11 protein-coding genes are annotated in these 15,487 nt (G+C 64.0%); 7 read left to right on the top strand and 4 right to left on the bottom strand.

Annotated features, from left to right (window positions below):
* Window positions 1-38: 38 nt before the first annotated feature.
* The gene (locus ACQY80_RS16520) at window positions 39-3,281 is read right to left on the bottom strand and encodes an amidohydrolase family protein (RefSeq protein ID WP_428681788.1); all 3,243 of its coding nucleotides are present in this window, start codon (window positions 3,279-3,281) and stop codon (window positions 39-41) included.
* Between the two features lie 152 nt (window positions 3,282-3,433).
* On the opposite strand from ACQY80_RS16520, the gene ACQY80_RS16515 reads away from it, so the two are divergent.
* From ACQY80_RS16515 to ACQY80_RS16485, 7 genes are all read left to right on the top strand, one after another.
* Window positions 3,434-4,612, top strand: a complete 1,179-nt coding sequence (locus ACQY80_RS16515) for a CaiB/BaiF CoA transferase family protein (RefSeq protein ID WP_428681786.1) — start codon at window positions 3,434-3,436, stop codon at window positions 4,610-4,612.
* A 75-nt stretch (window positions 4,613-4,687) separates the two neighbouring features.
* The gene (gene yghU, locus ACQY80_RS16510; RefSeq protein WP_428681784.1) at window positions 4,688-5,572 is read left to right on the top strand and encodes a glutathione-dependent disulfide-bond oxidoreductase; all 885 of its coding nucleotides are present in this window, start codon (window positions 4,688-4,690) and stop codon (window positions 5,570-5,572) included.
* 155 nt (window positions 5,573-5,727) lie between these two features.
* Window positions 5,728-6,177, top strand: a complete 450-nt coding sequence (locus ACQY80_RS16505) for a TadE/TadG family type IV pilus assembly protein (protein WP_428681782.1) — start codon at window positions 5,728-5,730, stop codon at window positions 6,175-6,177.
* Between the two features lie 2 nt (window positions 6,178-6,179).
* The gene (locus ACQY80_RS16500; protein ID WP_428681780.1) at window positions 6,180-7,796 is read left to right on the top strand and encodes a TadG family pilus assembly protein; all 1,617 of its coding nucleotides are present in this window, start codon (window positions 6,180-6,182) and stop codon (window positions 7,794-7,796) included.
* Between the two features lie 92 nt (window positions 7,797-7,888).
* Window positions 7,889-8,764 carry a PAS domain-containing protein gene (locus tag ACQY80_RS16495; RefSeq protein ID WP_428681778.1) on the top strand — a complete coding sequence of 292 codons (876 nt, stop codon included), beginning with the start codon at window positions 7,889-7,891 and terminating at the stop codon, window positions 8,762-8,764.
* A 155-nt stretch (window positions 8,765-8,919) separates the two neighbouring features.
* On the top strand, window positions 8,920-10,113 hold the full coding sequence (locus tag ACQY80_RS16490) for an acyl-CoA dehydrogenase family protein (RefSeq protein ID WP_428681776.1): 1,194 nt from the start codon (window positions 8,920-8,922) through the stop codon (window positions 10,111-10,113).
* Between the two features lie 96 nt (window positions 10,114-10,209).
* Window positions 10,210-11,349, top strand: a complete 1,140-nt coding sequence (locus ACQY80_RS16485; protein ID WP_428681774.1) for an acyl-CoA dehydrogenase family protein — start codon at window positions 10,210-10,212, stop codon at window positions 11,347-11,349.
* A gap of 33 nt (window positions 11,350-11,382) precedes the next feature.
* On the opposite strand, the gene ACQY80_RS16480 is transcribed toward ACQY80_RS16485, so the two are convergent.
* The 3 genes from ACQY80_RS16480 to ACQY80_RS16470 are packed head-to-tail and all read right to left on the bottom strand — an operon-like array spanning window position 11,383 to window position 15,474.
* The gene (locus ACQY80_RS16480; RefSeq protein ID WP_428681772.1) at window positions 11,383-13,863 is read right to left on the bottom strand and encodes a TonB-dependent receptor domain-containing protein; all 2,481 of its coding nucleotides are present in this window, start codon (window positions 13,861-13,863) and stop codon (window positions 11,383-11,385) included.
* A gap of 2 nt (window positions 13,864-13,865) precedes the next feature.
* Window positions 13,866-14,801 (bottom strand): FecR family protein, encoded by a 936-nt coding sequence (locus ACQY80_RS16475; RefSeq protein ID WP_428681770.1) that lies wholly within the window; start codon window positions 14,799-14,801, stop codon window positions 13,866-13,868.
* Window positions 14,794-15,474 carry a sigma-70 family RNA polymerase sigma factor gene (locus tag ACQY80_RS16470; protein ID WP_428681768.1) on the bottom strand — a complete coding sequence of 227 codons (681 nt, stop codon included), beginning with the start codon at window positions 15,472-15,474 and terminating at the stop codon, window positions 14,794-14,796. The genes ACQY80_RS16475 and ACQY80_RS16470 overlap by 8 nt, the downstream gene beginning before the upstream one ends.
* Window positions 15,475-15,487 lie beyond the last annotated feature (13 nt).

Genomic DNA, 15,487 nt, shown 5'->3' with positions numbered 1-15,487 from the left:
GTCACAAAATCGCGAACCGCACAGGGATCGATTGATGTTCAGGGCTTGTCGGCTTCCCACCAATAGGGCTGGCGCTTGCGATTGCCCGTCTCGGCCTCGTTCATTGTCAGCGGATCGTAGAGCCGCCCACCGAGCATCACGCGGTGTATCTTCTCCGTATTGCGAATCTCCTGCGTGGGATCGGCATCGAGGATCAGAAGGTCGGCCAGCTTGCCCGGCTCGAGCGACCCGACGTCCTTCGCATAGCCGAGTGAGGTCGCGGGCATGATTGTCGCGGCACGCAGCGCGTCGATATTGCTCCACCCGCCGCGCACGAACGACCAAATCTCCCAATGCGCGCCAAGGCCTGCCTGCTGCCCGTGTGCACCGATCGAGACCATGCGGCCCGCATCGGCGATCTTCTTTGCTTCGCGCGCCGAATCATCGTCGACATAGTCGCTCTCGGGCGCGATCACGCGGCGCTTGTTGTTCGCGGCAAGTTCGGCGGGCGGCGCGTGGCGTGACAGGATCGGGTCCTCCCAGACATTCGTGTGCGCCCGCCAATAGGGATCTCCAGCGGGGCCGCCATAGGTGACGACCAGCGTCGGGGTGTAATCGGTCTTGGTCTGGCCCCAGAGCTGCACCAGATCCTTGTAGAAGGTGTGGAGCGGGATGTTGTGCTCGACGGTCGAATTGCCGTCCTGGATCAGCGTCAGATCCATCGTGTAGAGCGAACCGCCCTCGGGCACGACTTCCATGCCTTCGGCCTGCGCCGCCTTCACGACCATCTGGCGCTGCTCGCGGCGCGGCTGGTTGTAATTCTTCACGCTGTGCGCGCCTTGCGCTTTCAGGCGGCGCACATGGGCGAGGGCGTCCTCATAGCTGTTGATCTCGGCATAAACGCCTGCGGCCTTGGCCCCGTAGATGATCTCGCCGGTCGAGAAGATGCGCGGCGCGAGGATCAGCCCGGCGCGCTGCATTTCCGAGGACACGAAGATTTCCGAAGCGCGCGACGAGGGATTGTGGCTGGTGGTCGTGCCCATCGCCAGATTGACGATTTCGGACCAGTTCTGCTGCGGGATCAGTTCGTCATCGCCGTGCGGGCCGTGGGCGTGGGCATCGACGAAGCCCGGGACGATCGTCTTGCCGGTTACATCCACCGTCACCGCACCGGCGGGAACAGTAATCGCTCCGGCTGCGCCGACAGCGACGATCCGATCGCCGTCTATGATGAGTGCGCCATTGTCGATGATCCCCCCATCCTTGTCGGACATCGTCACGATCTTCGCCCCGGTCAGGACGACGACGCCCTTATGTTTGGACGCTGCCCGGGTCATCGACAGCGAGACGCCTTCGGTCGGCGGGGTGAATTTGGCGGGCTTTTCCTCTCCTGCCGGCGCTTGCGCGAACATGGCGCCGAGGTCGGCGCTGAATAGCGTCGGGCCGCGGGTCCAGTGCAGGCGCTTCCCGCCATCGGACCAGTGCATGAAGTCGGCGCCGCTGCCGCTGATCCGCGTCACCGGCATCGCGCCACCCGAAGTCGAAAGCGATACATCCTGTCCGCCGGGCATCAGCGGCGTGACATAGGCGTCGTAGTTCTGGCGGAAGGCGAGGGTGCGACCGTCGGGCGACACCTCATAGTCGCTGACCAGTTCGCCGCTCGCATGGACGCGCTTGTCCTGTCCGTGCAGATCGGTGCTGACGAGTTGTGTCTTGCCGTCGGCCGACGCGATCATAAAGATGCGATCGCTGGACGCGCCGAATTGTGGCTTGCCGCCATTGTCGCTGACGCGCTCCGCCGCACCGCCGGTCGCCGCGATGCGATAGATACCCGGATTCTCGCCCCAGCGTTCCGATCGCAGCCCGCCGCCAGAGCGACGCTCGAACGCGATGATCCTGCCGTCTGGCGAGAAACGCGGTTCGGCATAATGGCCGGGCATCGTCGTCAACTTGCGCGACGCACCGCCGCCGGCGCCGACGACGTGGATCTCACCCAAACCCGCGTCGGTCCAGCGGACGAAGACAAGCGATTTGCCGTCGCGCGACCAGCTCGGCCACAGTTCGAAGGCGTCGCCCTTGTCGCCGGTCAGGCGGCGGGCGGCACCGCCGGTCGCGGATTTGACCCACAGCTTGCCCAGCGTTTCGAACACCACGGTCCGGCCATCTGGCGATACTTCGGCCCAGCGCGGCATCTTCGTTTCGAAGCTGTCGGGGGCGACCTCGACCGTCGGATGTGTTGCATCGATGACGACCCGGTCATCGTTGACGCTGAACGGAATGATCCGCGCCTCGACGCCGTCAGCGCCTACGCGGCGGAGCTTGCCGCCCGCCCAGAACACGACGTCCTTGCTGTCGGGTGTCCAGCTCATGTTCGGATAGACGCCGGTCACCGCCCAGGTTTCCTGCACGTCCTGATCGAGCGCGTCGTAGACCTTCTTTTCGGCGCCCGACGCTAGGTCTTTGACATAGAGTTTGGATTGCGTTCCCTCTCGCCGCACGAACGCAAGCCTTTTGCCGTCGGGTGAGGGGGAGGGGCGCACCGCGCCGCCTGCGCCCGATGCGACAGTCGAAATCTCGCCGTCGTTCAGGTCATAGCGCTCGATATGAAACAGGTCGGTGTTGCTGTCCTGCGCATATTCGAAGATCGGGCCGGGCGTGACGTTGCGGGTATAGTAGACGCCCTTGCCGTCGGGGGCGAAGGTCGGCTCGCCCAGTTCCTTCTGGTGCCGCTCGTTCGGCTTCTTGACGAGCGGAACGCCCGCGCCGCCCGAGATGTGGTACATCCACACTTCGCCGGTGCCGAGCGAGCGTCCGGTCGTGAAATGCTTCTTCGCAACGATGAACTGGCCATCCGGGCTCCAGCTTGGCTGGTTAAGGAGGCGAAACTCTTCCTTGCTGAGCTGGCGCTTGTCGCTGCCGTCGCGATTCATCAGCCAGATATTGTCGCCGCCGCCGCGATCGGACACAAAGGCGATGCGTTTGCCGTCGGGTGAGAAGCGCGGCTGATGCTCATAGGCAAGCCCGTCGGCGATCCGCGTCGGCGTGCCGCCTTCGATCGGCATGGTGTAGATGTCGCCGAGCAGATCGAAGGCGATCGTGCGACCATCGGGCGCGACGTCGACGTTCATCCAGCTGCCTTCATCGACCGCGATCGGCACCTTGTGCGTCGTCATGCCAGGGGGCGCCTCGACATTCCATTTTTCGGGCTTCGCATCGGTTGCAGGAGTGGCTGGAGCGGTTTGCGCCCACACCGAAGTCGAACAGGCCAATGTCGCCGCGAGGGCGAGAGCGAAGCGCGCCATGAAATTATCCCCTGTTGAAATTATGTGCCGACCATATGGCCTTGAGACTGAAGAGCAAGCCGCCGCTTTCGATGAAGAGGCTGGCAGGCTCGACAGGTGGCTGCTAGCGCCGGGCGAAATATCATAAGAGAAATATCGCTGGGGAGACGGGCGTGCCGCTGACTGGTATTCGGGTGCTTGATTTTGGTCGCTATATCGCCGGCCCCTATTGTGCCGCCTTGCTCGGTGACTATGGCGCCGACGTCATTCGCATCGAGGCGCCCGGCGGTAATGATGATCGCTATACGGTGCCGGTCGCCGACGATGGGTCGGGCGCGATGTTCATGCAGATGAACCGCGGCAAGCGGTGCCTGACGCTGAAGCCTGGCACCCCGGAAGGGCGCGAAATCGTCCGCCGGCTTGTCGAGACCGCCGACGTCGTCGTCGCGAACCTGCCGCACGATGCGCTGATCAAGCTGGGCCTCGACTATGACAGCCTGTCGGCGATCAATCCGCGGATCATCCTCGCCACGGCTTCCGCCTTCGGAAGCACGGGGCCGCTCGCGAAGAATGTCGGGTTCGACGCGGTGGGTCAGGCGATGTCGGGGGCTGTTCACCTGACCGGAACGCCTGATCAGCCCTATCGCGCGCAGGTAAACTATGTCGATTTCGGCACCGCGCTCCACACCGCCTTCGGAGTGATGGTCGCGCTGCGCGAGCGCGAAGTGACGGGGAAGGGGCAGTGCGTCTCGGGTTCGCTGCTCGGTACCGCGCTCGCAATGACCAATTCGCTGTCGATCGACCATGCGCTCAACGGAATCGAGCGCCAGCCGATCGGTAACCGCAGCTTTAGTTCGGGCCCCACCGACATCTTCCGCACCCGTGACGGATGGATCGTCACGCAAATCGTAGGGGGCGGCATCTTCGCCCGCTGGGCCCGGCTCGTTGGCCGTCCCGGGCTGATCGACGACCCGCTCTATGCCAGTGACATATCGCGCGGCGACAACGGCGAGGAACTGAGCGTCATCATGCAGCAATGGTGCATCGGGCGCACCAGTGCCGAAGCGATCGCCGAGCTCGGCACCGCGCGGGTTCCTGCCGCGCCGGTGCTCAAATCGGGCGAAGCATTGGCGCAGCCGCAGGTGGCGTCCATGGGCCTTGTCGAACCGGTAAACTATCCCGGCGCGGTCCATGATATTCCGATGATCCGATCACCCATCGCCTTGTCCGGCTCGGACAAGCCGGCTCCGGCGCGTGCGCCGACGGTCGGTGAGCATAGCGACGCAATCCTCGCCGAAGCCGGATATGACGCCGACGCCATTTCCGCTTTGCGCGCGCAAAACATAATTTGAGCACGGGGCTCTGGACGAGAGGCCAGTGGATGATTAGATACCGGTCAGTATAGAATTCAACCCAGGAGCCCCCCGATGAGCGATCAGACTGAATATGTACCGCCGAAGATCTGGACTTGGGACAAGGAGAGCGGGGGGCGTTTCGCCAACATCAACCGCCCGATCGCCGGGCCGACCCACGACAAGGAACTGCCGGTCGGCAAGCACCCGCTGCAGCTCTATTCGCTCGGCACCCCCAATGGGGTAAAGGTGACCGTTCTGCTCGAGGAGCTGCTCGCGGCCGGATATAGCGGCGCCGAATATGATGCATGGCTGATTAACATCGGCGAGGGCGATCAATTCTCGAGCGGCTATGTCGCTGCCAATCCCAACAGCAAGATTCCGGTGCTCGTCGACCGCAGCGGCGCCGAGCCGATCCGTGTCTTTGAATCGGGCGCGATCCTGATCCACCTCGCGGAGAAATTCGGCGCCTTCCTGCCGACCGAAACAGCAAAGCGGGCCGAGACGCTTTCGTGGCTGATGTGGCAGATGGGCAGCACACCATTCCTCGGCGGCGGTTTTGGCCATTTCTATGCCTATGCCCCGTTCAAGCAGGAGTATCCGATCAACCGCTATGCGATGGAGGTAAAGCGCCAGCTCGACGTGCTCGACCGCCAGCTTGCGACGAGCGAGTATATCGCCGGGGCCGACTATACGATCGCCGACATGGCGATCTGGCCTTGGTACGGCGCACTGGTCAAAGGCCTTGTCTATGATGCCGGCGAGTTCCTGCAGGTGCAGGAATACAAGAACGTTATTCGCTGGACCGATCAGCTTGCCGAACGGCCAGCGGTCAAGCGCGGCCGCATAGTCAATCGCGTCATGGGCGATCCGGCGAGCCAGCTGCGCGAACGCCACGATGCGTCCGATTTCGACCTCCGCACCCAGGACAAGCTGGAAGCCCAAGCAGCGGCCGAATAGCGAATATTGCATTTTCCAGCCGCCGGCGATCTTAACGATCGGCCGGCGGCCGAGCGTTTGCGCCCTCTGACGCCGCCCCGTTTTCTGCAAAATCCGTAAAATCGAAATCGGCCGGACTCGACCGCCTCTTCATCGCGCTGGGCCATCTTCGGCGCATGATGACTTCCGATCTCTCTGAGCGGTTCGTCCGCTCGCAGCTCGCAGCCCGACTTGCACGCAGCGAGCGGGCGGCCGCAATCGTCGAAATGGCGCTGGTGCTGCCGCTCTTCCTTGCGCTGGTCATGGGCATATTGGTCTATGGCCAATACTTCATGCTCGCACACAGCGTGCAGCAGGCCGCAAACGACGGCGGCCGGGCCGCGATCGTTGGGCTCGATGCCGCAGACCGGCGCGCGATCGCGATCCGCGCCGTCGATCGCAGCATGCGGAGCATCGGCGGCTTTACGCCGGCATCGCGGACCGTCGCCGTATCGGAAACGGGCGAGGCGGTGACTGTCGCCATCGCCTACAACGTGCCGCGGACCAGCCTCATCCGTTCCTCCTTCGTCCCGTCGCCCGGCAACGTGATCCGCGCTAGCGCGACCTTCGAACTGCCGGTGGACTGACGATGACACTGCTCCACTCACTGATCAAAGACCGGCGCGGCGGCATCAGCATCGCATCGGCCGCGGCAATGACGATGTTGATCGGCGCCGTGGCGCTCGCGGTCGATGTCGGCTCCTTCTATCTCGACCGCCGCAAGCTGCAGGGCATCGCCGACGCCGCCGCGCTTGCCGCGGCCGGGCGGCCGGGTCAGGAGCGCGCAGCCGCGGAGCGGATCATCGCCGCAAATTGCGACTGCGGCATCGTCATCGCGTCGCTTACACCCGGAACCTACCAGCCGAACCCGGCGGTTCAGGCCGAACAGCGCTTTAGCGCCGGTGGCGCGGCGCAGAATGCGGTGCGGATCGTCCTGACGCGTGATCGGCCGATGTTCTTCGGCCGTTTTCTGACAGGTCGCGACAAGACCGTCATTGGCGCGTCTGCAACCGGCGCGCGGCGCGGCTATGCCGCCTTCTCACTCGGCTCGCGCGTCGCCGCAGTGCATGGCGGGGTGCCGAATGCGCTGCTATCCGCGCTGACCGGAAGTCAGGTGAATCTGTCGGTGATGGACTATAATGCGCTCGCCAGCGCCGATGTAGACCTGCTCGCCTTTTCCGATGCGCTTCGGACGCAAATGAACGCCAATGTCCTGACCTTTGGCCAGACACTCGACACGCAGGTAACGCTGCCGCAAGTCCTCTCGGCATTGGCGGCCTCCACGGACGGACAGGCGTCGGCCGCGCTAGGCGGCCTCGCGACGCGCGCCGTGCCCAAAGCATTGTTCCCATCGCGCGCGATCGACCTCGGACCCCGTTCGACGAGCATCCGCGTCGACGAAGCCAACCCCGTCAAGGTCAACGCGATGAGCCTGCTCCGCTCGATGTTGCTCCTTGCCAATGCGAACCGCCAGATCGACCTCTCGGTGGCGAGCAGCCTGCCCGGCGGATCGGGCGTCAATATCGCCTTGCTGGTCGGCGAGCCGCCCGCCAACTCGCCGCTGATCGCGATCACCGATACGCAACAGGTTGTGGTTCGCACCGCGCAGGTGCGAGTGAAACTGGAAACGAAAGTCGCGTTGCCGCTCGCGACCGTTGAAATTCCGGTCTACGCCGAACTCGGATCAGCTTCGGCGCGGATTACCGACATCGACTGCGCTGGCGGCAGCGATGCAGTGACCCTTGGTATCAAGACGTCACCAGCGACCTTGTCGATCGGCAAGGTCGCCGACAGCGATTTCGGGAATATGCAGCGACCGCTCGCGCCGGTGGCGGCAAAGCTGGTCAAGCTGCCGCTGGCGAATGTCGAAGGGAAGGCCGAACTCGTCCTCTCGGATCTTAATGACAAGCCGGCGCGCTTTACCCGCGACGAGATCGAGCGGGGAACGACGAAGACGGTCGAAAGCACCGGCCTTGTGGCAGGCGCGGCAAAATCGCTGGCCGACCGAATCGATCTGAAGGTCAACATTCTCGGCATCGGCCTGGGGGTCAATGCGCTGAGCGGCGTCGTGGGAGACGCGCTGGGACTCGCCGCACCCGTCCTCGACGGGGTGCTGGAGGGACTGACCGGAATCCTTGGCGTTCACATCGGCGAAGCCGACGCGCGGGTAAACGCCCTGCGTTGCGGAAAGGCACGGCTCGTCTAAACCGCCGCTTCGGTATCAAACTGGACTTATTCAGCCGCCAGACACCCCGACGCCTTCCCATAATATCCGGGGAAGGAAAGGGGAACGGTGCGATGAAAATGCAGGAAACACAGCGCGTGTCGGCGGCCGACTTCATTCGGGGGTTTGCGAGCTGGCGCTTGCAGGCGGCGCGAAAGCCGGTCGTGGTCACGCATCATGGCAAGGATGCCCATGTCCTGATCTCGCTCGACGATTATCGCCGGCTCGATGCCGGCACGGTCGCGGCCGACGATCTGAAGGGCTCGCTCGCCGACCTCGCGGAATCGATCCGCGACGGAATCATCGTCATCGATCGCGAACGACGCATTCTGGCGGTCAATCCCGCTGCCTCCGACATGATGGGAGAGGCCGCAGCGTTGCTGCTCGGCCGCGCCTTGATCGAGATATTGCCGCGGGTCGCCGACAATATCCTGTTCGGCCATATCAACCGTATGCTCGACCTGCGCGAACGCTTTTCGGGCGACGTTCCCGGGCTCTTGCGACCGCATCAATGGCTCCATATCGACCTTGTCCCCCTGGCAACCGGCGGAGCGCTCGTCCTTCGCGACATCAGCGCAGCGATGGAGGCCATAACAGCGGGCGACACGCGCAAAGCGCTGGCCGATGCGATCGACGCGCATGGCAGCATCGGTCATGCAACGGTGTCGGTCCGCGAGATGGTCGAAGATGCAAGCGATGCCCTGACTGCGATGGCGGGCGTCGATGCCACCGCGATCCGCCGCGTGCGGTTTTCGGCGCTGCTCGCAACCGGCGAGCGCCATGCCTTTACCGAAGCGCTGGAAGAGGTTTTCCGTACCGGTGCGCCGGCACGCCTCGCCTCGTCGCTGGTGACGCGTGACGGCGTTGCCATTCCCGTAACGCTCTCAATCGCCGAACGGCGCGGCGTCTATGCAAGCGAAGGCGCGGTCGTCGTCGTGACACCCTGCTAGCCGGTCTCGCTATCCATGCAATTCTGCCCGCCAACGGCTGGACATGGCACGGGCTTGCGCGCAACCTGCGTCGGAAGGGTTGCGACCCGCAACTTACCTTTACGTAAACGTGAGTGCCTTCTATAACGGCACCATAGCCCATTGGGAGAATCGATATGGACATGGAGTTCAGCCCCGAAGACCTCGCCTTCCAGAAGGAAGTGCGCGACTTCATCGCCGAAAATTACCCCGCCGACCTGCGCGCGAAGCAGGACGAGGGCGAAGAGATGTCCAAGGAGGATTTCCTCGTCTGGCACAAGATCCTGTACAAGAAGGGCTGGATCGCGCCGGCATGGCCGGTCGAATATGGCGGCACCGGTTGGACCCCGACGCAGCGCTTCATCTGGTCGGAGGAAACCGCCCGCGCCGATTGCGTCCGCCTTATGCCCTTCGGTCTCGCGATGGTCGGCCCCGTCATCTACACCTTCGGCACCCCCGAACAGAAAGCGCATTTCCTGCCGCGCATCCTGTCGGGTGAGGATTGGTGGTGTCAGGGCTATTCGGAACCCGGCTCGGGCTCCGATCTTGCCTCGCTCCGCACCACGGCGGTTCGCGACGGCGATCATTATGTCGTCAATGGCCAGAAGACCTGGACCACGTTGGCGCAACATGCCGACTGGGGCTTTTTCCTCGTCCGCACCGACAAGGATGCCAAGCAGCAAGAAGGCATCAGCTTTCTCCTCATCGACATGAAATCGCCGGGCATCACCGTGCGCCCGATCATCACGCTCGGCGGCGAACATGAGGTGAATGAAGTGTTCCTCGAGGATGTCCGCGTCCCTGTCGACCAGCGCGTCTATGAGGAAAACAAGGGCTGGACCTGCGCCAAGTTCCTGCTCGCGCACGAACGCACCGGCATTGCCGGCGTCGCAGCGTCGAAGCGCGGGATCGAGAAGGTCAAGGCGATCGCCCGCGCCGAACTTGACGGAGACAAGCCGCTGCTCGCCAACCCCTTCTTCAAGCGCAAGATGGCCGAACTCGAAATCGACCTGACCGCGCTCGAATTCACCGAGCTTCGCAGCCTCGCCGGCGCGAACGCTGGCAAGGGGCCGGGGCCGGAATCGAGCCTGCTCAAGATCAAGGGTTCGGAAATCCAGCAGCGTCTGACTGAACTGACGCTGGAAGCGGTGGGCCATTATGGCGCCCCCTATTTCCGGGGCTTCGGCGAAGGCGACAACGAGCATCCGATCGGGCCCGATTATGCCCATCGTGCTGCGCCGACCTATTTCAACATGCGCAAGACGACGATCTATGGCGGGTCGAACGAGATCCAGCGCAACATCATCGCAAAGATGGTGCTCGGCCTCTGAAAATAGACGTCGTTCCGGCGCAGGCCGGAATCTCAACGCATCGGCATTGAGACCCCGGCCTTCGCCGGGGTGGCGGTGGAATTAGGGAATAGAACAATGGATTTCACCTACACCGAAACGCAGGACATGATCCGCGACACGCTGTCGCGCTTCCTCGCGGACACCTATGATTTCGAAACGCGCCAGAAGTTCATCAACAGCGATGCGGGCCGCGATCCGGCGATCTGGACCGCGCTCGCGCAGGAACTCGGCATGCTTGGCGCCGCCTTCTCCGAGGATCACGGCGGCCTTGGCGGCGGCGCGCTCGAAAATGCGATCATTATGGAAGAGCTGGGCAAGGTCATCGGGATCGAACCCTATCTGCCGACCGTGGTTATCGCCGGAGGTGCCTTGAAGGCCGTCGGCGGTGCGCAGGCCGACGCGATGATCCCCGAGATCATCGCCGGCAACGCCATCGTCGCCTTTGCCTATGCCGAACCGCAGGGCCGCTACGACCTCGCCAATCTTCGCACGACCGCGAAGAAGGACGGCGCAGGCTATGTGCTGAATGGCCACAAGGGGGTGGTCTATGCCGCGCCGTGGGCAACGCATCTGCTCGTCACCGCGCGCACCGGCGGTGGCCATCGCGATCGCGACGGCGTCTCGCTGTTCCTCATCGACGCCAATCTTCCGGGCATTGTCCGCCGCGACTATCCCACCGTCGACGGCAACCGTGCATCGGAAATCTATTTCGAAAATGTAGCGATCCCCGCTGATGCCCTGCTTGGCGGCGAAGGCACCGGCCTGCCGCTCATCGAACAGATCGTAGACGAGGCGACTGTTGCGGTGTGCGCCGAAGCGACCGGCGTGATGCAGAAGCTCCACGAGGGCACGCTGGAATACACCCAGCAGCGCAAGCAGTTCGGCGTGCCTATCGCAAAGTTCCAGGTACTCCAGCACCGCATGGTCGACATTTTCATGGAAGTCGAACAGGCGCGGTCGATGACCCTTATGGCGACGCTGAAGCTCGATCTGCCCGCAAACGAGCGCATGGCCGCGGTGTCGGCGGCGAAGAGCAAGGTAGCACGCGGCGCGAGGTTCGCAGGCCAGAATGCGATTCAGACGCACGGCGGCATCGGCATCACGCAGGAACTGGCGATCGGCCATTATTTCAAGCGCGCAACGATGATCGAGGGTCAGTTCGGCAGCGAGGATTATCACCTCGACCGTTACGAGCGGATCGTCCTCGCCGACTAAGTCGACCGAACGGGTTAGCTGTCGGCGTTGCCCTTAATAGGCGACGTCGATGGCGACCCGGAGCGTCCGCGGACGCAGCGGGGTCATGAATCCCTCATTGCCCTCAATGAACGGGGTACCGAGCGAAAAGCGGTTTCCGCGCGAATCGAACAAATTGGTCAGCGTGAACGAAAGGCCCCGCCGCTCGTTGCCGACGCGCATCGCAAGCCCGGTATCGACATAGTCGCCCTGACTCTCGCCCAGCACCGGCCCGATTCCAAGCCGCGAGGGGCCGATATAGCTGGCCCAGCCATTGACCCGGAAATCCTCGTCACCAATCACCGTGGCATAGGTCAATGATCCGCGAACCGCATGGCTTGCAACATTAGGAATGCGGCCGAGCCGCCCCGGCGCGAGATCGAATACCGGCAGAATCTGCGGCGATAGATCGTCGACCCGGCTGTGGTTATAGACCGCGCCAAGATCGAAGGTCAGTGCCGCGGTCGGCCTGATCGCGACCGCACCCGATACGCTGGTGATGCGGCCATCGCCGATATTGGCTGTGGTCGGGAAACCGGTGCTGTCGATGAAGTCAGCCTGGATGTTGCGCCAGCGAGTGTGCGAGACCGAGAAACTCGCATCGATCAGACCGCGCCCCTTGTCGCCCAGCCGCAGTCCCGCCTCCCATGTACGCACCTGATCATTGTGAAAGCGCCGGACGAAATTGCCGTCGACCGCCAGTCCGCCTGGACGAAAACCCTCCTGATAGCGGGCGTACAACCGGACATTGTCCAGCGGCGTCGCCAGCAGCGAGAAGGAAGGGAGGAGGTCGGTTTCGGTACGCGATGCGGTGGTCGCGAGGTTGGCTTGCGCCAGCGCGAAGGATACCCCTTCAGCCATGCCGCCGAGCTTTGCGTGCGACAGGCGAAGCCCGCCCGATGCCATCAGGTCGGGCAGGAGTTCGACGGTCGCCTCGGCATAGCCGGTCACTTCAGTGACCGTATTGGTCACGCCGGGCAGCGTCGCGCGAAGCGGGCCGTAGGCATATTCGCGGTTCTGCCGCGCGCGATTGTCGATGAAGCTCGCGCCGATAACCCACCCCAGCCCGTCGCGATAGGGCCGCGAGAGCCGGTTCTCGCTCACGAACATTCGCGTCCGGTTGCGCTGGTCCAGCACACGCGGGACGTTGCTCATCGGAATGATCTGTATCGGAGCGAACAGGCGCTCGACATCGACGGCGCCCATGGCGACGCCAGGGCTATTGTTGTTGCCGGACTGGGCGACGGGCAGACTGGCATCGAACCGCTCGAACAGGCGATGGTCTATATAGGCGTTCGACGACTGGAAATGTAGATCGTCCCAATCCTTCATCACCACGACCGAACCCATGCCATAGCGCGCGGTCGCGTTCTGCTGGACCATCGAGCTACGCGTGAGCGGCGGTCCGTCCTTGTCGGCATATTGGGCATCGTCGGATGTGATCGCTTGGTAGACGCCGCCAATGTCGATCGTCCAGTCGTCGCCCGGATACAGGCGAAACGTCCCGCGACCGCCACGGACGTGGACGCGGTTGACGTCTTTCTGCCCGGTGAGCGGATTATCGATATAGCCGCCATCGGAGATCGTATAGCCGACAAGGCGCAGCGCATGCCGGTCGCCGACGGGAAGGTTCGCGATTGCCGCGATGTCGCCGCCCGGGTCGCCATGCTGGGTAAGCGAGAAACCCGCGATCGCCTGAACCGAGCTGGCCCGCGGGTCAGGGGCTTTGGGAAGGGTGCGGATGATTCCGCCGAGCGACCCCGCGCCGTAGAGCGTCCCTTGCGGACCCTCCAGAATCTCGACGCTGTCGATGTCGTAGAGGCGCAGATCGGGATCGGGCGCATTGTAGCTGAGACGGATGTCGCCGAGATACTGTCCCACGGTCGCCTGCGTCGGCCCTGTGAAACTGGAATCGGCGATGCCGCGGATGAACAGCTTGTTGCGCCCCGAGCCGAGGTGGGTCGAGGATACGGTGGCGACGCGCGACAGGATCGTTTCGGTCCCGCGCTCGCCGCCGAATGACAGATCGTCGCCATCCAGACGGGTGGCGACGCCGGCGAACCGTGCATAGGGAAGGTCGGTTTTGCTCGCGGTGACGATGATCTCGTCATGCGCCGCAGCAACGACATCGCGCGCTGGCTCTCGGGCGCGGGGTTGCGAGGAAGGCGCGACGCGCCGGGCCTCTCGGGGCGCCGGCAGGCGACGCTCGATCCGCCAACTCGTTCGGTTGACCCGCACCGCCCGCGCGCCGGTGCCCACGAGAAGCCGTTTCAGGGCATCCTCGACATCCATGCGACCCCGGACGGGCCGCACGTCCGCCTGCCAGAGCGGCCCGTCCGCGACGCTGATGCTCACACCCGCCTGACGGCTGAGTTGGGGAAGGGCGACTGACAGCGCACCGCCCGGCACATTGAACACGCGCTCTTCGGTCGCGGCGGCCTGTACCGGCGCACCGATCAGCGCGATCGCCAGCAGGGACGGTCGCCAGCCCGCCATGGTCAGCGCGTCAGCACCCAGCCGTCACCCTGCCGCGCAGCGGTGGTGCCTGACAGGGCCGCGAGGTCGGCCACGGTTCGCGCCCGGTCTTTGTCGACGATCAGCGCGCCGCGGAACGACCGGCCAGCGGCGCCCGGCGCAATGGCGACGTCGATCCCCGCCGTCCGCTTCAGATCTTCGGCGACGACCGCAAGTGGAGCGCCGTTGTAAACGAGCAGCCCGGTCCGCCAGCCGCCGACATTCGCCACATCGATCGGACGAATCTGGGGCGGCTTCGTATCGTCGTCGTCCGCTTCGATTGCCTGACCGGCTTCGACACGAACCTTGTCGCGGGCAGGATTATAGAGAACCACGCCTTCCGACACCGCCACCGAGGTGCCGCGATCGCGGCGGACGACGTTGAACGCGGTGCCGAGATCGACAATGCGCGCGCGCCCGGCTTCGACGACGAAAGGATCGCCTTCGCGGTGAACGACGTGGAACATTGCCTCACCGGACTCGAGCCTCGCAAAGCGCGGGCGGTCCTTGTCGAGCATCACGACCGAAGCTCCGTTGACCTCGATCTTCGAACCATCGGCGAGCGCGACGGTGCGATGTTCGCCGGCGGCGGTCTCGATACGGTTCGGGTCGGCGAACAGTCCCAGATTGGGGATGGCTATCGTCGCCACCAGTGCCGCTGCTATCGCGCCGCCGAACCAGGCGCGCCGTGACGGACGGCCGTGACGGTCGAGATAGATGACGACCGACGGCTGCATCGCGGGCGGCAGGGCCTCGAGATCCTCGTCGAGCGTCGCCAGCGCATCGTAAAGCGATGCATGGTCAGGGTCTTGGGCCAGCCAGTCCGCGAAGCCATCCCAATCGTCGAACGCGGGATCGCGCTGACGGATGATCCAGTCGGTCGCCTGCGCCTCGGCGGCGATTTTGGCATCGTCATGCATCAAACTGCCTCCGCACCTTGGCAATCGCGGCATAAACCTTGCGCAGATCGGCTTCGACCGTGCTCAGGCTGACACCCATCTCCGCCGCAATTTCGCGCTGCTGGATGCCATCCATGCGGAACCGGCGAAAGATGCGTGCCGGGCGCTCCCCCGTTCTCGCGATGGTCTGCTCAACCAGTCCGAGTTGCTCGCGTGAAATCAGCGCCCGTTCTGCCGAGGGAGCCTCGGCTACCGATGCATCGCCCCACGCGGCATCGCGCAGCGCGCTCTGCCGGGCCGAACGGTAGCGATCGAGCATCAGATTGTTCGCCGCGCGTATGGCATAGGCCAAAGGTTCGGCAATCGGCCCGGTGCCGCGTTCGGTCAGACGCATCCACAAATCCTGAAACAAATCTTCTGCTGCGTCGCCCGCGCCACGCACTTCCAGAAAGCGCACGATACGGTCGCGGTTGGCCAGCAACACGCCTTCGATGCCCTGAACGGCGTCGGTTCGATCACTCGCGTCGGTCATGAATTGCTTGCTTCGGAATGCCATCTTCTGTCGGCGCCTGCCCCATCGCGCACCACCCGGCCCCCTGATCAGGTCGCCATATAGCGTCAGGCGTGCGCCATGCAACCGCTTCGAGGTGGCGGGGCCGGTGTTGCGGGGAAGGATGGTCGCCGACTGCATCATCTCCTTATGTCCT

The sequence above is a fragment of the Sphingopyxis sp. genome, assembly GCF_965279755.1.
Lineage (GTDB): Bacteria > Pseudomonadota > Alphaproteobacteria > Sphingomonadales > Sphingomonadaceae > Sphingopyxis.
The sequence above is the reverse complement of the archived record's forward strand: the minus strand, read 5'-3'. Positions and strand labels throughout refer to the sequence as shown.